This is a genomic window from Paenibacillus sp. BGI2013, assembly GCF_002843485.1.
Lineage (GTDB): Bacteria > Bacillota > Bacilli > Paenibacillales > Paenibacillaceae > Paenibacillus > Paenibacillus amylolyticus.
Genome location: NZ_PJFA01000001.1, coordinates 377700 through 395567, shown reverse-complemented (window position 1 = coordinate 395567; position 17868 = coordinate 377700). Strand labels below are relative to the sequence as shown.

Below are 17868 nucleotides of genomic sequence, written 5' to 3'. Positions count from 1 at the left end.
CTCCTTTCCACAGGAAAAGACAGGTCTCCTGTCCAGTTCTGACCAATTTCGTGTCTGTAACATATGTATGCAGGTCAGGTTGTCCGTCATGTGACAAGAATCATGTTTATCTCCGGTTAATGCATAATGACGACAAAAAATCCCGGAACTTCACAGTTCCGGGATAGTCCACAACCAAATTACATTAATTAAAAGTCTTATTCATGCATAATTTGAGTATAACTATGATAATTGCGTAACTTGCCAGACAACAGGAGTCTTGGAGATCTGCTCCCCCAACCATCGACGGGTGATATTCTGGAACATTCTCGGGTCACCCGTGCAGAAAAATTGATGCACCGGAGTCTCATCCCCACTGGCCAGCTTTCGTTTATCATATAAAATCGTACTGATTTCACGTGCCGTTTCATCTGCTGAACTGATTAACTTCACTTCCTGTCCCATAACTTCCTGAATCGTGTCCATGAGAAAGGGATAATGCGTACAACCCAGAATAAGACAATCGATTGGCTGTTGTTTGATCTCGCCCAATGATTGTTCCACCGTATGTGTCGTGTGCTCGGAACGAAATTCACCTTGTTCCACCAACGGCACCAGCGCCGGACAAGCCTGACTGACCACATCAATATAGGGGGACAACTGCTTGAGTGCCGATGTATAAGCCCCACTACCTATGGTACCTGTGGTACCAATCACACCAATACGTCCTGTACGTGTCGCTGTGATTGCGGCCCGCGCACCTGGATGTATAACACCAATGACAGGCATATTCACCTTGCCACGGATATACTCCAACGCGGCTGCTGTTGCTGTGTTACAGGCGATAACGATAACCTTCGGATCGAATTGGATCAAGAAATCAACGATTTGTTCCGTAAATTGTTTTACTTGTTCGGACGAACGGGGTCCGTACGGTGTCCGGGCAGTATCCCCAAAATAAATGATCTTTTCCCGCGGGAGCTGACGCATCACTTCCTTGGCGACGGTCAATCCCCCCACACCGGAGTCTAATATAGCGATTGCTTGCTGCACGAACACACCGCTTCCTTCTTCATTGAATTGGTTCTCAAAACGATTGTTTCTCAGAGCTTTCTTCCTACCGTATGAACATTCCGGCAAAAAGGTACCTACATCTTACCCGATTTCATCGCAGGGTTCAAATTAAATCCACGCGCTACGTCATCTATGTGTGGACACGCAACAAAGCAGGCTCTCCTCTAAATAGAGGAAAGCCTGCTTATCAAGCTTTGCTTAGTTATCGTCCTTGGACTCATCCGCAGGAAGCTTCGCTACAATGTCAATTCCGGGTTCATCCACTGTTTTATCGATATCATTATCAACAATGGCTGCCGAGATGCGAATTTCTTTCCCTTCAGCGCAATTACGCCAGGATTGAATATCCTGAATCACAACATCTGCGGTCTCTTTAACTTTGGATACGATCTGCGAACTTTGTTCTCCCACGATACCAGCCAGTTCCTGACCTTTCTCCGACACCTGACGAGCACCTTCTGTAATATCCTGACGAAGTTCACGTCCCGATTTCGGCGCCAGCAATAATGCCGTTACTGAACCAACCACGGAGCCAATAAGAGCTCCCCACAACAAACTTTTGTTAGAATCCTTCACGTCACATCTCTCCCTTTACTATTGTTTAAGTACCGGATCAGAAGCAACGGTCTGTCGCTCAGCCATCCGGGCGAATGCCTACTCTGTTGATGCATTATAAGCAGCACAGGCTTGACTTGACACTCCAGATGTTAAAAATAATCTGAACGCCCTTTTTGAATGGATGCAAATGACGGCTTAAACTCAGTTCTGACGAGCCGGCTCGAGATCAGCCGCGGCATGCTCATCCCCCGGGTCCAAATCAATCACATATCGTCCAGGTGCAATCAATGCTGCCTGATGTTCACAACGCCAGCGACGTCCACCTGAAGAACCCAGTGTCTGTCCATCTTGCAGAACATCCCCCTGATCAAATATGTAATATGCTGCACCCAGTAAGGTCTGAGCCACCGTATCGGGATCAAGACCAACGAAGTGACACTGGACATCAGGTACACCCAGCGCAGATAATCCCACGGTATCCATGACCAACCCGCGCTGTTCCTCTGTACCTCCGGCTTGATACATTCGAACGTTCATGGCTGCATACAGATGTTCCTCACGTTCCTGAGCTTGCGTGTATGCTTCCGGTTCAACCAGCTTATCACTGCCATACCAATACAGCGCGTCACAGGTCACACTCTCCATGATTGCCAGTACAGTCTTCTGAAACAGCTCCAGGCGCTGTTTACGAGGCATGGCAGCCGTGAACATATCATGTATCCGAATGGAGTAACGCGCAGCTTCCACAGCTTGTCCTGCATCCGGCCAATGCCATGCTTGTTGCAGAGCACCGCCAAAGCGAGCACGATCTGCGATTTCATTCACAGGAAGCATACAAGTCTGAGCAGGGATATCCCCTTCCTGGAAGGATACCTTGTGGTCCAGATGATAGAAGACAAGCATCTCATGCTTTTGCCCTCCGCTCTCTTGTTTCACATCCAGTCGGACTTGTCCTGTATGACGGATCATAGCTTCCTGCAAACGCAGGCGATCCACCTCTGGACGTTCCCGGAACAAAAGTTCAACCATATACACCGGATGGAATCCGGAAGGTGTTTCATTTGTTTCGTTACTTTCAGTATTTACTTCATTGAATTCTTTTGATTCATTTGTCATGCGATTTCCCTCATTCCTTACGCTGTCCCTCGGCTTGTGCCGTATTGAAAGGACCAAGTTCTTTTTCCACGTAGGCGCTAACCTGAGTAGTAAAATGTTCAAGTATACTCGGCAACTCTACGCTAAGCGGATGGAGCTCAGACCGCTCCCAAGTGTAATAATCCTGCACCAGTGGCTTGCGTAACGTGACAAGCTGACGCAATATCTCATAGGTCGGATTATCAAAAACCTTTTCTTCATAATTAATCTGAATAATATCATCATAGCTGCTTGCATCTCTCATGATGAAGCCGTCTATCAGATAACTTCCCACATCGGTAACAATCTCGATCGCCAGGTGAAGACAACGTTCCTGTACCATACCCAGCATGAGACTCCCATCCCAAGCTTCTGCTGCCCCGCGAAGCCCTTCAGTTACTTCTGGTACAGCAGCAAGCCGGCGGGCAATCTGTTCTCTGTTCACATAATACATTCGTTCACTTCCCGTTCAGTGAGTTATCGGTTCCGTTTCCCTCTTCGCTTAAGCCAGAATATCATCACAGGACAAGCGATTAGAAACACAACAAAAATATATAGAAATTCCATAACGTCTCTTAAATCGCTCATGCAGAGTCCCCTTTATCTCAACGTAGTTTGAATGAAAGATCAGATTTCGTAGTCCACTGCAATTGACTGTTCTCTGACTTCATTCATGTACTTTATAACTTCCTGATGAAGCGGGTGTACCTGATACGCCTGGAGATCCTCCAGTGACGCAAACTCAGCTGTGAGTGAAATGTCGAACGATCTCTCCGAGCGAAGCACATCAATCCCGATTTCAAGTGAAACCAGGACATCAATTTTACCTTCCAGATTGCGAAGCACCTGAGCTGCAGCTTCAATACTTTCTGCTGAGCGATCTTTCATTTTGAACAGGACAATATGTTTTATCATCTGGGCAAACACCTCGTTTAATATAATAGTAGAAATGAATGAATTTTCATGTATCCAAAATATATCATAACGTTCTCTATTACGAAAGGATACTTGGAAACGTTCTCTTGATAAGAAAAACTAATCCGAACCGTTTCCTTTCGATTCGGATTTCTTTTGCGATCCATCCTCCGTCTGTTTCGCGGAGTCATCCTGCAAAGTTTGTCCTGTTTCAGCCTGCTGCTTGATGTTGTCTGGAGTTTGCTGTGGTTTGGCCCATTCACGATTCATCAGATCCTCCTGATCTTCCTGTTTCTTCAACACTGCAATGGCCTGTCTGAGCTTTGCAGGCAATGGAAGACCGATTTTGGCATAATTCTCGGTAATCGAAATGAGTTCATTCACCAGATAGAAATAAATAGCTCCTCCTTTGATAAAATCGGTTCCCATGATCAGATCAATTCGATGAGCAAGCAAAACAACGGTCAGCATGAGCCCTTTGCGAGCAATCCCCCAGAATCCAATGTTGCTATTCAACCCGGTACCTGTTCTTACCGCCGCTGCCAAACCTGTTATATAATCCACAGCCATCGCGACCGCGAGCAGGCTCAGCAATTGATCCCATCCGCCAAAAGCAAACGTAACAAATGCTCCCGAGATGACAGCAAAGGTATTCACAGATAGATGCACGTTCCTCACCTCTCCTTTACACTTGAGTATCATACAATATATGTAAAAGTAAGAGATTTGACAGGTCACATGTCATGCTGAACATGCGGATTTATCATTTCAGATTTGTGCACATCCTCTTCTCAACAGGGGAACGAAAATCACATGCTTTTGGGGAATTCAGGGAAATAAACCGCATCATATCAACAAAAAACAGATAAAAGTTCTTTAGACCTATTAATAAGTAATTAGAACTATATTATTTTTATTCCTGTTCAATTTCTCCCCTCATTTTTAGTGAAACATTGTAATCTAGGAATATACTAGGATGTGAATTGCGCATGGTCTAGTTCGTAGTTCCCTCTTTATCGTGAATTCACGCATTGACGCATTTGTAACCGGTAATCCCGGCACTTGAAAGTACCCCGTTGTTTATTGTAGTATTTGGTTAAAAAAAATCGGAGGAAATATGCCTAATCAACCAGAACAACATTCCATCCAGGCGTGGTCTCTGATCAACCGTAAATACTTGGGAAAAGGCGTCCGTGTTAAACGATTCCGAAAACCGACACGCTGTCAAATCCGCAATCGTGTTCTTCTTGCCGTGCTGATGGCCAATGATATCAAGTTGTCCCAGCTTGCTGAAGACCTCTCCATCTCTTCACGTAGTGTCAGTGCGTGGGTATATGAAGGGCGGATACCCGGCAGTACCAATTTGGACAAGACTTGCCAATTACTCGGCTACCCGCGTCATATTCTCTTCAATGAAGAAGTTGTGCGTAATAGCCCTGTCATATGTCAACCCGAGTCATCTCGCTTCATGAAGCGTACGGTGACCCGTTCTCCGGTTAGTAACCGTATTTTGACAGGCTTGTGTATGGTCCATGATCTGTCGGTGACAGATGTCAGCCACTGGATCGGGGTTCATCCCGGCACTTTCCGCAAATGGCTGCATCAGGGAACACTGCCTTCTGCTGCATTTCAGGAACAAGCGGAGCAATTTTTCCGTATCCCGAAAACTATTTTGTTCGCAGATGTCATCTTGAAAGATCGTCGCAACAACTAAATAAGCGAACAGCCAAAAGGCTCTGATCTCCCCATAGGGAGGCCAGAGCCTTTTTTAAAATAAAATGTATGCCTTCTCTCTCGGATTTGAAGCACTGTTCTGGCTACTCCATCAGAAATGTCAGATAACCTATCCTTCTTCACCTTTTGCTCCCAAGGAGAGCCATCACAGCCCGTTACAAGCGAAGTTAAAGCATTTCATCATGATCATTCTCTCTAAAAGGTCATCCTAAACTCGTGTTTAACACTTCATTGATATATCTCAATCCGGTATATCGAGGACGAAGCGTATGCGCTGTGTTGAATGCATGTTCCACCATCTCCGGGGTTACACCGAGTTGCTCAGTAGTCACAGGTCCACCTACTTGTTCCAACCATGCGATGAGCTGAGAAGCCTCCGGCAATTGATCATATATCCCAAACACTGGTTCACCCGATGTCTGTGCAAGTTCTTTATATTTCACTGTAAGCAATGCACATGCTACACCAACTTTGGCACCATGCAGAACCGGTCTTTCTTCCGCTTGCATCAGATCCATCTCCAAAATATGGGACAGATGATGCTCACCTCCGGATGCCGGACGGGAATGGTCAATGATCAGCATGGAGATACCGGAAACAATTAATGCGTCCATTAATACAGCCACTCCCTCTGCTCGCCCCTCCGCAATCGCTTGTACATGATCTATGCAGGTATTCAGCGCTTCTTCTGTCATCCGATAAGCAACCGGACAGAACGGTTCCCCGCCCAGATCACGAGAAACAATCCAATCTGCAAGGGAAGTATATTTGCCAAGCATATCTCCGAATCCGGCAGCCGTCATCACTTGGGGAGCTTGCTCCAGGATATTCATATCAGCAAAAATGGCTTCAGGCGGAACAGCCTGAAATGTCTGTTTGATTCCGCTTACAATTAAGGGTGCACCCGCAGAGGTAAAGCCATCTACTGAAGCCGCTGTCGGTATCGACAGAAAGGGCTTATTCATTTTGGAACAAACAAATCTCACCAGATCATGAATGGTACCTGAACCCACCGCAATCACAGCCTGACTTTCGAGTCTCACACCCAACATGACCTGTACAATAGCTGCTTCATCCGCAATGATATCCCCCGTGCGATTCTCCGGTAGAGCGATCTCATCCACATGCATTCCCGCTTCGCGAATACTACTCAGCACATCAGATCCGGCGGCCCGAAACGTATGTCGATCATAAACAACCGTCACCTGACGATATCCTTGCTCAGACAAATAACCCGGTAACCTCTGAATGGCACCAGCTTCCAGATGTATCAGCATATCCACCACTCTGTGTTGATGACCGCAAGCACACTGCTGTGCTTCCTCATTCCATGCTGCAATTCGTTCGTTCATATTCATTCGCTCTTACCCTCCCATATGAGATATCATGCATAATTAACGGGTTAAAACCACAAGATAAAAAAGGAAATAAAATGTGATGATTTTCCTGATCACACTTTACTGCCTGTACCCAATATTTGCAAATCCATATCTCACATTTCCAAGTAGGTGAAGCAATGAAATTAACGAAAGAATTAGGAATTTCGCTCGGATTTCTCGCCGGAACCACTTTTGGCAGCGGTATCGCTTTTTTGTTTCGTCTCCAGTCGGTTGAAGTGGTTGCCAGTGTAACGCTATTTGGTATTGCAGGAGCCATTGCCGGGATCATCACGGCAGTCATTCTGCGCCAGCGGCAACATTAGCATTGGCATGCTGGTAGCAAAATGTAGGCTTCACACGAATGATCCACAAAATAAAAAAAGGTTCGTGAATTGCCCTAGAGCAACTCACGAACCTTTTTTGTTAGATGCGGTCGAGAGGACTCGAACCTCCACGGGGGTTAGCCCACACGGACCTGAACCGTGCGCGTCTGCCAATTCCGCCACGACCGCATAATATGTATCTCCTCATCCATCGATGAAAAGCGTTCCGGTGAAACAATTCCTTGTTTTACCGTAATTCAGAGTATACATGCTCCAAAATAAAAATGCAACTTCTTTTTTTACTCATTCAAGAATAGGACATATGTCCTTTTTTCTCAACTTCAAACACCCTATCGTAGCATTAATCAACAAATATACCATCCATAAGAATGCAAAAATGAAGGAGAAATCCACCTTGAAAACAACCCATCTGTGCTTTATCGGTGCAGGGTTTCATGCATCCACGAATATTTACCCTTCTGTTGTTGAAGCCGGAGCGCAGATCCAGGCCATTGCCACACGCAGTATGGAACGCTCTGAAGCAGCTCTGCTGCGATTTGGCAGCAACGGACAAGCGTATGATAACGCTCAGCTTATGTTACAGCAGGAAACTTGTGACGGTGTCGTTGTGGTCGCCCAGCCTGTAGATCAGACCGCTCTTGTTCTCGAATGCATTGGGGCTGGCAAGAATGTATACGTGGATAAGCCGCTCGGATGGAACGCAGCGGAAGCCGCCACTGTAGCAGAAGCTGCCGAGCAGGCTGGCGTCGTTATCATGGTTGGTTTTATGAAACGTTATGCCCCCATATACATGAAGCTGAAGGAGCTAATTGATAGTGGTTCGCTAGGTAAGGTACGTTCATTCCAGATGAAATTCGCTGTAGACAGTACCCCATTTTGCAAGGATGAGGAACAGTTCATAAAGCTCGCTGCCATTCATATGGTCGATCTGATGCGTTACTTATTCGGAGAAGTAATACGAGTTACAGGCACAACCGTGAAGGATGGGGAACACATTAATCAAAGCATTTCCCTTGTATTTGAGAATAACGTAGTAGGCAGCGCTTATTTTACCGGCATGAGTGCTTGGTCACGGGAAAGTGAAAGTGTACTCGTCACCTTTGACAACGGATTTGCGTCAGCTGAAGAGATCAACACACTTACTGTTCATCAATCCCGAAGCTCGACCAGCCTTCCCTGGAAATCTCTCGAGGAGCAAGATACTGTATATACACCTTCCGGATCTCCCATGTCAGGAGCTTATCGTGACCTTTATCTACGCGGGTTTGTTGGTGAAATGGTGCACTTCATCGCGTGTTGCCAGAATCAGACTGTCCCACATTCCAGCGCCAAGGATAATATTGCAACGATGGCTCTATGTGACTCCATTCTATCGTCACTGAAGTAGCGTATATACGCTCATCATCATATTTTATACATCCAGCGAAGAGCCTGAAACCCGGGCTCTTTTTTATATTCTAGACATCAGCACATCTGCCTTCGGCTAGAGTTAGGGTTTATAATCTGCATCATAAGTGATATGCTCTTTCATGAACTATACGTACGTTATGTAATATAACCACCCAAATAGATACTATAGAAAATCACCGTAAAGTGGAGGTGTACTTATAATGAAAAAGGACGCAACCAAGCTATGTCCCGCGCCCTACGGCTGTTCCGTGGAAGTTACCCTCAGTGTGATCGGAGGCAAATGGAAAGGTGCCATTTTGTATCATTTATTCTCCGGTCCTTTGAGATTTAACGAGATCCGAAAATTGTTTCCTGACATCACCCAGCGAATGCTCACCCTGCAACTTCGAGAGTTGGAAAGCAGCGGAATTGTTCATCGTGAAATATACCCCCAGATCCCACCTAAAGTGGAGTATTCCCTCACACCATTTGGTGAAACGTTACGGCCGATTATCTTCAGCATGCGAGATTGGGGAGAAACGTATACAAATGAGGTTCTGGCCAGATCCTCACAAGAGGTATAAAACACAAAAGAAGCTGTCCCTGGTTTTTAGGGAACAGCTTCTGTGCTTGCTTATTTAATAACCGATTGGATCGTAACCGTACGGTTACGTCCCTCTTCCTTCGCTTGATACAATGCATTATCCGCCAGGTGAAACAGTTCTGTGGATGTTGTGGAGTGCTTGGGATATTCAGCAATTCCAGCCGAGATGGTGACGGAACGATCTATAGGCAATATGCTTTCTTCGACCGTTATTCGGATACGTTCAGCAATCTCAAAAGCGACGTTAGACTCGGAATTTCTTAACAAGACTACAAATTCCTCTCCACCAAACCGGGCGCAGACATCTTCTGGTCGAACAGACAATTGAATGATATTGGCAATGTGTTTTAATACTTCATCCCCAGCATGATGCCCGAATGTATCATTAATGGACTTGAAGCGGTCGATATCCAGAACAATAATGGAGAATGGCGCCTCATCCTGAATCCATTCCTGAATGACTTCTTCGAAGGTTCTGCGATTGTTCATGCCTGTTAAAACATCTGTTCTGGCATCATAGACAAGCTGGTTTGTCTGTTTCCTAAAGTTCGCCAATGCGCCAACAACTGCTCTTGTTAGAAGGTCTGCCTCTCTATTCCAGTGAGGTTTCATCACAGGCAGTTCTACTTGTCCCTTATCGACCTGATTCACCAAATCAGCAAGCATAGCAAAAGGACTGGCCAGCTTGCGTGCAACCCGAACCACAATAAGGGTCAGGATCAGGAAAGGCACTGAAGTGTACAGCAACAACATACGGATATGATGATTCAACTGATCGTACACCGTTTGGGTTGGAGACACGATTACGACGCCCCAACCTGTTGATGGAACTTTGTAATAACCTGCAAGCGAATCCACACCTGCGAGGTTTTTGTATTGTTCTTTACCGTTCTTGTTTGCTAACAGCTTTTGCACCACTTCATTTTTACTGACATTTTCACCAATTCGGTTGGTGTTAGGGTGAAATAACAAAGTGCCCTTCTTATCCACAATAAAAAAGTAGGACCCATTACTTGTCTTGAGCTGACTGCCAAAAGACAGACTCAATATATTATTTTCCTGTAAAAAGATATTTCCACCAATTGTTCCTTGGTAATCCCCTGCAGAATCAAAGATCGGTTCACTGACAAATACAATTCTGCGTTTGGTTCTGGGTGTCTGGTACGCTTCGGAGATATACGAAGTTCTCAATTTAACCGCTTCTTTTGCTGCATTGGAACTAACATGGTGACCTACACTAGCCTCTGAGTAAGGTGAGGTTGACCTGACTACCCCCGCTTTATTTACCAAAGAAACGGAATTGAAAAAATTACTGCTATTGCGAACCAAATCCAATGTGGAATTCAACACTTTTGTATTGGAGTGATCCATATCCGGGAAATATGTGGCTGCATATTTCAAGCTCTCCTGCATGGAATAAAAAAGCGAATCCAGCGTTTGGCTCATTTGCACAGCGCTGGCATAGTTTAGGGACAGGGTGTTATCAATGAGTGACTGTTTCTGAGATGTATAAGATGAGATGACCATGAGGGTCAATGTCATTATAACTGAAATAGTGACCAACCCGCCGAGTAAAGCCGTGAGGCTGATCTTCTTGATGTTTTTTATTTTTCTTCGTAATCTTCTAGATCTCTTGATCTGTGCAATCATCGTTTACTTCCCCCGGATTTTCATGAAAAAGCATATTCCTTCTATCTTATACGAAAGTTGTTAAGATCAAATAAAGAGACTGAGAAATCTTAACAATTACATCGTAAGATTGACGATTTAATGACATTTTACTTTCCCTGGAAGAATCACTGTTCAGAATCGCCCTAATCGACAATGATATATCCTTCTTCTGGCTCTTGTTCAACAAACCCTGCCATCTGACGAACCTGAAATTCGATCGGGTGATGACTACCCATTAAAATGCGATTTTGAACTTCATCCGCTGTTTCTGTAGGTAATGCGAATGCACGTGTATAGGAAAACTGTGCCTGAAGTGTCGTATAGATCGCATTGACAAGCCGATCGTTGCCCGCACGCCCAAACACATTAAGGATGACAGCTCCGTCCGAGTCCAGCTTGTCCTTGACCATGGCAAAAAAATCACTGGATATAAACTGCTCGGGTGTACCCGTTGCCGTAAAGGCATCAATAATAATATAATCATATGACGTAGCAGATTCCTGGCCCAATAATTCACGACCATCCCCAATGAGCACAGGGCTTCCCTCATAACCAAAAAAGGTCCGGCTCAACTCCACGACCTCTGCGTCAAGCTCAGCCACCTTTACCTGACGATCAGACAAGTAGGTTGGCAATGTGCCAATACCATGTCCCACCACAAATACGGTATCAAACTCAGGATCATTCCGTTCCATTAGATGCACCATCGCTCTTGGATACTCCAACACCATCCGGTTAGGCTCATCCAGATCCATGGCTCCCTGCACGGCTGCGTTGGAGAATTCTAATACACGAAACTGGCCCTTCTCTCCATAAAGCTTTTTGGTATCATATACCGTCAGCTCATGCTGTTCACTTTTATTCCGATACAGAACTCTCACTAACCGTTCTCCCTTCGATCTCTTGCACACATTCGACATATACCTTCATTCTATTACACGTGATGACAACATACCACCCTATACTTTAAAGATCATAGTACAACAAAAAAACCGTTCCGACTCATTCGGAAACGGCCTTTTGATGAACCATTTAACACTTCTAAGACCCTATGGCCTCATGCAGAGCCTGGACATATGCTACACCCAGATTAGAGAGAGAAGTGCTCTTGTGGCTTATCCATCCTACATTAATGGATTCCTCACATTCCAGCGGTACAGGAATGATCTCGTCTCCGTTCAGATCAGCGCTAAGTACACCGGTAGAGATCGTATAACCATTCAGACCAATCAACAGGTTAAACAATGTTGCGCGGTCATTGACCTGTATGCTTTTGGGGTGAGATAACGTACTTAGGATCTCTTCGGAAAAGTGAAAGGAATTGTACTCTCCCTGATCAAATGACAAGTACGGATAATCCTGCAGTTGCTCGATTGCAACCGACTCTTGCTTCGCCAGCGGGTTCTTCACACTGATAAAGATATGGGGCTTGGCTGTGAACAAACTCGTGAAAACCAATCCCGCATCTTTTAACAATTTGTTAATCACCTTGGCATTGAACTCATTCAAATACAGGATGCCAATTTCACTGCGCAGGCTTTTCACGTCCTGAATAATCTCGTAGGTCTTTGTCTCCCGAAGCGCCAACTCGTATTCATCCTGACCATACTGCTGTACCAGACGAACAAAGGCATTCACTGCAAACGCATAATGCTGCGTCGATACAGAGAAGTGCTGCGGGGATGGCTTGGCGTTCAGATAACGATTCTCCAGCAATTCAGCTTGTTCTACCACCTGACGTGCATAACTCAGAAACTCAACGCCTTCTTTAGACAGAGATATTCCCTTATTGGTACGTTCAAAAATAGTAATTCGCAACTCCTGCTCCAGATCCCGAATGGCATTCGAAAGGCTGGGTTGCGAGATAAACAACCTTTTGGCTGCTTCATTCATGGAACCGCGCGTGGCAACTTCGATCACATATTTTAGTTGTTGTAATGTCACTGCACTATTCCTCTTTTCGTATCAATTGAATCTATTATATACCAAAAGAGGATCCGAACTTAAGCCATGCTTGCTGTCGGTCTCACTACAATCTCATTTACGTCCACCTCTGCCGGCTGGTTAATGGCGAACAATATACTTTGCGCAATCGCCGAGGCGGGAATGGATATGCGCCGATACTCTTTCATGAGATCACGTGCTTCTTCATCAGAAATCGTATCCGCGAGTTCCGATTCCGTCACGCCCGGTGATACAAGGGTTACACGGATATCTCCGCCTACTTCCTGTCGCAACCCCTCCGAGATGGCGCGGACCGCGTATTTGGTTGCACAATACACCGCTGCCGTTGGTGACACGGCATAGGCTCCAATAGAGGCGATATTAATAAACTGGCCGAAACCCTGCTTTTTCATGACGGGTAGTCCAGCCGCAATGCCATGCAGAACACCACGAATGTTAACATCTATCATGCGATTCCACTCATCTACTTTTAACGATTCAAGGGGAGATAGCGGCATGACTCCAGCATTATTTAAAATAACATCGATATGTCCATAGCGAGTTTGAGCGTGGTCAACGATGGTTTGCATCTCTTCCAATCTGGTAACATCCAGTGAATGATACTCCACCGATCCGCCCTCCAAACGAATGGAGGAGGCCAATGCCTCCAAACGTTCCATACGTCTAGCCCCAATAACTACATGTGCTCCATGCTGTGCAAGCAATCGAGCTGTTGACTCGCCAATTCCACTACTTGCACCGGTAATCACAACAACTTTCCCTTTTACATTGGACATATTAAATCGCTCCTTATTTTGGTTGTTATTGTACATTTTCTCTATACAAAATCATGCCTGCATGGTACAAAACGCCGTCCCTGAAGTCTCCATCCGCTGTAAATCCCGTATCATCCACGTATTCTATATGTTTCCCACATACGGGTGTTTTGGTTCTTGTTGGTCGCCCATTGAATTACGCTCCATTGTTTCTCACTCCTCGCTGCTTCAAAAGATTCCGTTGCTCATCTCCATTATGTAGAGGATCAGTCGTTGTACGATAGAAAAATCCCGCAATATTCTTGCCTATTCCTCCAGCGCGTTTTAAAATAATAGTTATAGCGGTTTACAAGGGGGCTGCAATTCATGCTTATCAAAACAAATGAAACGGATACGGGCATCACGGAGCAGCAGCAACAATTGGCTCAACTTATTGAGCATTTCACCCCAAGTGACGGGATACATCCTACAGCAATTACGTCGCTTGCCTTAATCCGTGCCTCCGAAATCTCACAACCCATATATTCCGTTTATCAGCCTTCCCTCTGCATTGTCGCCCAAGGTTCCAAATTAGTTATACTCGGCCGCGAGAGCTACACCTACGACCTGTCACAATATTTGGTGGCTTCCGTAAACTTGCCTATTTCAGGGCAGGTTGTACAGGCTACAACCGAACATCCCTATCTATGTATTCGATTAGATTTTGATTCAGGGCAGATTTTTGATCTGATTCAGGATACGCCTTCTGCACAACCCAAACCTGACCATTCAACACAAAGAGGATTGTTTGTTAGCTCAACCAAACCTTCCCTTCTTGAAGCCGTGATCCGATTGGTTCGGCTGCTGGATACACCTGAAGACATTCCTGTCCTTGCCCCTCTGTTTATCCGCGAAATTCTATATCGTATTATCCAGGATGAACACGGACATTCCATCAAGCAGTTTGCTATTCAGGACAGTCATGCACAGCACATCGCCGAGGTGATCGAAGTCATCCAATCCGATTACGCTAAGCCACTTCGGATTGAGCAACTTGCTGCCATGATCAACATGAGTTCTTCCTCATTACATCATCATTTCAAAGCCATTACCGCCATGAGCCCTTTGCAATTCCAGAAACAAATTCGATTGCATGAAGCCCGGCGAATGCTGCTTGCAGGTTCAACCGATGCCGCCGACGCTGCGTTCCAGGTTGGCTATGAAAGTCCGTCTCAATTCAGCCGGGAGTATGCCCGCATGTATGGTCTCCCTCCCAAAAGCGATATCAAACGACTTCGTCTTACACTCGATATTAAAAACTAGAAACAACAAAAAGACCCGCGTCATCATGACGTGGGTTTTCGGATTCATATAGGCAGCAGTGCCATCAAGAGAATAGGTTCTGTTTTTCAAAAACAGACATCTGGTTCTCCCCGGTAATAGGACATTCATCAGGATACATACTTCGTTTCTCCAACTTCTCGTCGATAAAATCAACCACCTGTTGTAGCGAAGCAATCTGTGCTTCAACTTTCTTCCGGTGATTCACCAGCATCTCCCGTTCATCAGGGAAATCGGCGAGATCGGAATCCATGGACATTTGTAAATAAGGCTTCATTTCTTCCAGAGACATTCCTGTTTTTTTCAGGCAAGTGATCAACTTCATCGTATGGATATCCTCCCAGCGATATACTCGATGGCGATTTGGTTTGCGTTCAGCTCGGGGAAGCAACCCAATCTTCTCATAATAACGAATTGTATCTTCTGATAATCCGGCCTGTTCTGACGTTTCTTTAATGGAGAACACTTCATTCTCACTCATCATATGGATCTCCTCCACATTCATTTCTCTCCATATTACAACTTGGAGCTGACTCCAAGTCAAGCATGATCCATTCCATCCCAACACCCCTTGACTTGGAGTCAACTCCAAGTTATAGAATGAGCGCAGCATACAGATTCGTTCTGTAATCCCATTCTATCTGGAGGTATATATGAATATACAAAATCAGCTTCGCACAGCTCTCATCACAGGATCAACGTCAGGAATTGGTCTTGAACTGACACGCAAGTTACTGGCTGAAGGATGGCAGGTAATCGGTCTCAACCGTTCTGCTTTCCCATCCGAGGATACCGATATTCAGAACGCCTTACGTACAGGTCAGCTCCGTTGGGTTCAGGCTAACCTGACCAACTATGACAGTCTGAGAACTGCACTAGATCAGCTTAAATCCGATACCGATTCGATCGATGTTTTGTTTAACAATGCGGGGGGCAGCGCTGCCGAACTTCGTTTCTCTGATCAGGGGCATGAACTACACTTTGAACTTCAGACGGTAGTCCCTTACATCATCTACATGGAATTAGTTGAGCTATTACTCAAAGGAGAGATGAAAACAGTTATTAATACTTCCACCACCTCGTTCAATATGGTCAGACAATTTGATCTGAACATCCTGGAACGTCCAGCCGAATTCAAAAAGCTGTTTGGTCCTTATGCCACCTCGAAGCTCGGCTTATCCCTATGGACACGCGAGGTTGCCAAGTCTGCCAGTGCGGATGGCATACAATTACTAAGCGTAGATCCCGGTGGAAATAACACGCTAAGGGGCAACAAAACATCCGGCCTGCCTTTCTATATCAAACCTATTATGAAATGGTTCTTTCCTCATCCAAGCCATGGCGCTTCGCTGCTCTACAACGCGGCCTTATCTCCAACCAGACACGAATCCGGTGCATTCCTGGTTAAAAATAAAGCGGCAGCGCTTCGTTTCACAGAGCAAGGTCCTGCTGTTTTAAAGCGGGTAAACGAGATCTACGAGCAGCGTTTTCGTACAACGCAGTCTGGAAAGACCACAATCACCCCATCTTAATCATGATGGATGGTGAGCAGTAAACATAACAAAAAAAACACGCCATAGCGGCGTGTTTTTAGGTTTATAGGCTTTATGGTTTTTTTCTTGTTAGATAAAGACACTCAACAATAACACCATGCCAAAGGCGGCAAATCCGAGAATGGTCTCCATGACCGTCCATGTCTTAAGTGTCTGCGGCACAGACAGATTCAAATACTCTTTGACAATCCAGAATCCCGAATCATTCACATGGGACAAAATAATTGAACCTGCTCCCGTTGCGAGCACCAGCAACTCCGGACTTACCCCCGGCATCGTCATAGCGATTGGAGCCACAATGCCCGCCGCTGTTGTCATAGCAACCGTAGCTGAACCTACCGCCGCACGAATCAATCCGGCAATAACAAAGGCCAGCACGAGTGGCGACAGATGCGCACTTTGGGCAAAACCCGCTATCGCGTCACCTACACCGCTGTCTGTCAGGATACGGTTGAATCCGCCTCCTGCACCGATCAGCAAGATAATGGAAGCAACTGGGCCCAGGCAATCATTTGTATATTTCAATATCTGCTGTTTGCTGAAACCACGTGCATATCCAAAAGAATAAAAGGAAAAGAGCAAAGCGAGCAGCAGTGCAATAATCGGACTACCGATGAAATCAACGACCTGACGGAATCCGTTTGTCTCTGGTAAAATCAGATCCACAATCGTAGCGAGCAACATCAGAATCACCGGAAGCAAGATCGTAAAGAGGGTGATGCCGAAACCAGGCAGTTCCCGATCTTTGGTCTCGGTGAACTGTTCCATTAGCTCACTTGAAGTCTCGACTTTGATCCGCTTGGAAATCCATGTTCCATAGAGCGGACCTGCAATTGCTGCGGCTGGAAGGGATACAATCAGAGCCAGAAATATTGTTTTACCAACATCGGCATTGAAGATTCCTACCGCGAGCATCGCCGCCGGATGAGGAGGAATCAGACTGTGTACCACGGCAAGACCCGCGACAAGTGAAAGTCCGATTTTGATCAGCGACGTCCCTGTATGCTTCGCAATAACAAATACCAGCGGGAAGAGTAGCACGATCCCAACCTGGATAAATACCGGAATACCACAGATCAGCGCAACAACCATCATCGCCCAGTGTACGTTCTTCTCACCGAAGACACGAACGAGTGTCTGGGCTATTCGTTCGGCCCCACCAGACTCGGCCATGAGTTTACCAAGCATCGTTCCAAGTCCCAGAACAATCGCGATGAATCCGAGAACGCTTGCAACACCTTCCTGATAAGACTTCACGATATTCGTGAACGGCATACCCGAGATCAATCCCATAAAGACAGCGCCCACGATTAGGGCAACAAATGGATTCATTTTAAATTTGGCAATTAACAGAATCAATCCAAGAATGGATATCAGTGCGTAGAGCAGCAGACTTGCATCATGACTAAGACCGAATACGGAATACATCCGAATAGCCTCCCCCAAGTTGTTATGTTGTGTCAGCACGCAGTATTACACTGGCCCAAACGACCT

At 45.7% G+C, this 17868-nt stretch carries 18 protein-coding genes, 1 tRNA gene and 2 pseudogenes; 6 read left to right on the top strand and 15 right to left on the bottom strand.

The genetic code is table 11. The features are described from left to right. Positions 1 to 222: 222 nt before the first annotated feature. From racE to CXK86_RS01725, 6 genes and pseudogenes are all read right to left on the bottom strand, one after another. On the bottom strand, positions 223 to 1032 hold the full coding sequence (gene racE, locus CXK86_RS01750; protein ID WP_076249991.1) for a glutamate racemase: 810 nt from the start codon (positions 1030 to 1032) through the stop codon (positions 223 to 225). Positions 1033 to 1251: 219 nt separating this feature from the next. Then, complete coding sequence (locus CXK86_RS01745) at positions 1252 to 1629, bottom strand: YtxH domain-containing protein (protein ID WP_017689426.1); 378 nt, start codon at positions 1627 to 1629, stop codon at positions 1252 to 1254. 183 nt (positions 1630 to 1812) lie between these two features. Then, positions 1813 to 2727, bottom strand: a complete 915-nt coding sequence (locus CXK86_RS01740) for a DUF4261 domain-containing protein (RefSeq protein WP_076249925.1) — start codon at positions 2725 to 2727, stop codon at positions 1813 to 1815. Between the two features lie 10 nt (positions 2728 to 2737). Beyond that, positions 2738 to 3199, bottom strand: coding sequence for a DUF86 domain-containing protein (locus tag CXK86_RS01735; RefSeq protein WP_076249926.1), 462 nt, complete (start codon positions 3197 to 3199; stop codon positions 2738 to 2740). A gap of 173 nt (positions 3200 to 3372) precedes the next feature. After that, positions 3373 to 3660 carry a Dabb family protein gene (locus CXK86_RS01730; protein WP_017689429.1) on the bottom strand — a complete coding sequence of 96 codons (288 nt, stop codon included), beginning with the start codon at positions 3658 to 3660 and terminating at the stop codon, positions 3373 to 3375. Between the two features lie 285 nt (positions 3661 to 3945). Beyond that, positions 3946 to 4329, bottom strand: a pseudogene (locus CXK86_RS01725) (phage holin family protein); the annotation flags it as partial. A gap of 448 nt (positions 4330 to 4777) precedes the next feature. On the opposite strand from CXK86_RS01725, the gene CXK86_RS01720 reads away from it, so the two are divergent. Continuing rightward, on the top strand, positions 4778 to 5374 hold the full coding sequence (locus CXK86_RS01720; protein ID WP_017689431.1) for a helix-turn-helix domain-containing protein: 597 nt from the start codon (positions 4778 to 4780) through the stop codon (positions 5372 to 5374). A 223-nt stretch (positions 5375 to 5597) separates the two neighbouring features. Here CXK86_RS01720 and CXK86_RS01715 read toward each other — a convergent pair whose 3' ends face one another. Next, positions 5598 to 6752, bottom strand: a complete 1155-nt coding sequence (locus tag CXK86_RS01715; RefSeq protein WP_083684248.1) for a sn-glycerol-1-phosphate dehydrogenase — start codon at positions 6750 to 6752, stop codon at positions 5598 to 5600. 158 nt (positions 6753 to 6910) lie between these two features. Between CXK86_RS01715 and CXK86_RS01710 the strand changes: the two genes are divergently transcribed. Continuing rightward, a complete protein-coding gene (locus CXK86_RS01710; RefSeq protein WP_036609735.1) occupies positions 6911 to 7096 on the top strand; it encodes a hypothetical protein in 186 nt (61 codons plus the stop codon). A gap of 105 nt (positions 7097 to 7201) precedes the next feature. Here CXK86_RS01710 and CXK86_RS01705 read toward each other — a convergent pair. Further along, positions 7202 to 7285, bottom strand: a tRNA-Leu gene (locus CXK86_RS01705). A gap of 226 nt (positions 7286 to 7511) precedes the next feature. Between CXK86_RS01705 and CXK86_RS01700 the strand changes: the two genes are divergently transcribed. Together CXK86_RS01700 and CXK86_RS01695 are read left to right on the top strand one after the other, a co-directional pair. After that, a complete protein-coding gene (locus CXK86_RS01700) occupies positions 7512 to 8504 on the top strand; it encodes a Gfo/Idh/MocA family protein (protein WP_101313389.1) in 993 nt (330 codons plus the stop codon). Positions 8505 to 8727: 223 nt separating this feature from the next. Then, a complete protein-coding gene (locus tag CXK86_RS01695) occupies positions 8728 to 9090 on the top strand; it encodes a winged helix-turn-helix transcriptional regulator (protein WP_036609739.1) in 363 nt (120 codons plus the stop codon). 50 nt (positions 9091 to 9140) lie between these two features. Here the strand turns inward: CXK86_RS01695 and CXK86_RS01690 are convergent, their stop codons facing one another. The 5 genes and pseudogenes from CXK86_RS01690 to CXK86_RS01670 all read right to left on the bottom strand — a co-directional run. Further along, a complete protein-coding gene (locus CXK86_RS01690) occupies positions 9141 to 10652 on the bottom strand; it encodes a sensor domain-containing diguanylate cyclase (protein ID WP_306821931.1) in 1512 nt (503 codons plus the stop codon). Between the two features lie 272 nt (positions 10653 to 10924). After that, complete coding sequence (locus tag CXK86_RS01685; RefSeq protein WP_101313387.1) at positions 10925 to 11662, bottom strand: spermidine synthase; 738 nt, start codon at positions 11660 to 11662, stop codon at positions 10925 to 10927. A gap of 160 nt (positions 11663 to 11822) precedes the next feature. Next, a complete protein-coding gene (locus CXK86_RS01680; protein WP_017689438.1) occupies positions 11823 to 12725 on the bottom strand; it encodes a LysR family transcriptional regulator in 903 nt (300 codons plus the stop codon). 59 nt (positions 12726 to 12784) lie between these two features. Continuing rightward, positions 12785 to 13522, bottom strand: a complete 738-nt coding sequence (locus tag CXK86_RS01675; protein WP_101313386.1) for an SDR family oxidoreductase — start codon at positions 13520 to 13522, stop codon at positions 12785 to 12787. A gap of 25 nt (positions 13523 to 13547) precedes the next feature. Continuing rightward, positions 13548 to 13664: pseudogene (locus tag CXK86_RS01670) on the bottom strand (Atu4866 domain-containing protein); the annotation flags it as partial. A 203-nt stretch (positions 13665 to 13867) separates the two neighbouring features. Here CXK86_RS01670 and CXK86_RS01665 point away from each other — a divergent pair. Then, positions 13868 to 14803, top strand: coding sequence for an AraC family transcriptional regulator (locus CXK86_RS01665; RefSeq protein WP_101313385.1), 936 nt, complete (start codon positions 13868 to 13870; stop codon positions 14801 to 14803). A 64-nt stretch (positions 14804 to 14867) separates the two neighbouring features. Here the strand turns inward: CXK86_RS01665 and CXK86_RS01660 are convergent, their stop codons facing one another. Continuing rightward, positions 14868 to 15302 carry a MerR family transcriptional regulator gene (locus CXK86_RS01660; RefSeq protein WP_257467749.1) on the bottom strand — a complete coding sequence of 145 codons (435 nt, stop codon included), beginning with the start codon at positions 15300 to 15302 and terminating at the stop codon, positions 14868 to 14870. A 172-nt stretch (positions 15303 to 15474) separates the two neighbouring features. Here CXK86_RS01660 and CXK86_RS01655 point away from each other — a divergent pair, with 172 nt between their 5' ends. Then, positions 15475 to 16353, top strand: coding sequence for an SDR family NAD(P)-dependent oxidoreductase (locus CXK86_RS01655; protein ID WP_101313383.1), 879 nt, complete (start codon positions 15475 to 15477; stop codon positions 16351 to 16353). Positions 16354 to 16443: 90 nt separating this feature from the next. Here CXK86_RS01655 and CXK86_RS01650 read toward each other — a convergent pair whose 3' ends face one another. Beyond that, positions 16444 to 17802 carry a GntP family permease gene (locus CXK86_RS01650; RefSeq protein WP_101313382.1) on the bottom strand — a complete coding sequence of 453 codons (1359 nt, stop codon included), beginning with the start codon at positions 17800 to 17802 and terminating at the stop codon, positions 16444 to 16446. Between the last annotated feature and the right edge of the window lie 66 nt (positions 17803 to 17868).

Coding starts and splice junctions, on each gene's coding strand:
- CXK86_RS01650 (WP_101313382.1), bottom strand. CDS start 17,802: ATGTATTCCGTATTCGGTCTTAGTCATGATGCAAGTCTGCTGCTCTAC.
- CXK86_RS01660 (WP_257467749.1), bottom strand. CDS start 15,302: ATGAGTGAGAATGAAGTGTTCTCCATTAAAGAAACGTCAGAACAGGCC.
- CXK86_RS01740 (WP_076249925.1), bottom strand. CDS start 2,727: ATGACAAATGAATCAAAAGAATTCAATGAAGTAAATACTGAAAGTAAC.
- CXK86_RS01665 (WP_101313385.1), top strand. CDS start 13,868: ATGCTTATCAAAACAAATGAAACGGATACGGGCATCACGGAGCAGCAG.
- CXK86_RS01720 (WP_017689431.1), top strand. CDS start 4,778: ATGCCTAATCAACCAGAACAACATTCCATCCAGGCGTGGTCTCTGATC.
- CXK86_RS01675 (WP_101313386.1), bottom strand. CDS start 13,522: ATGTCCAATGTAAAAGGGAAAGTTGTTGTGATTACCGGTGCAAGTAGT.
- CXK86_RS01735 (WP_076249926.1), bottom strand. CDS start 3,199: ATGTATTATGTGAACAGAGAACAGATTGCCCGCCGGCTTGCTGCTGTA.
- CXK86_RS01655 (WP_101313383.1), top strand. CDS start 15,475: ATGAATATACAAAATCAGCTTCGCACAGCTCTCATCACAGGATCAACG.
- CXK86_RS01690 (WP_306821931.1), bottom strand. CDS start 10,652: ATGACATTGACCCTCATGGTCATCTCATCTTATACATCTCAGAAACAG.
- CXK86_RS01715 (WP_083684248.1), bottom strand. CDS start 6,752: ATGAATATGAACGAACGAATTGCAGCATGGAATGAGGAAGCACAGCAG.
- CXK86_RS01730 (WP_017689429.1), bottom strand. CDS start 3,660: ATGATAAAACATATTGTCCTGTTCAAAATGAAAGATCGCTCAGCAGAA.
- CXK86_RS01695 (WP_036609739.1), top strand. CDS start 8,728: ATGAAAAAGGACGCAACCAAGCTATGTCCCGCGCCCTACGGCTGTTCC.
- CXK86_RS01710 (WP_036609735.1), top strand. CDS start 6,911: ATGAAATTAACGAAAGAATTAGGAATTTCGCTCGGATTTCTCGCCGGA.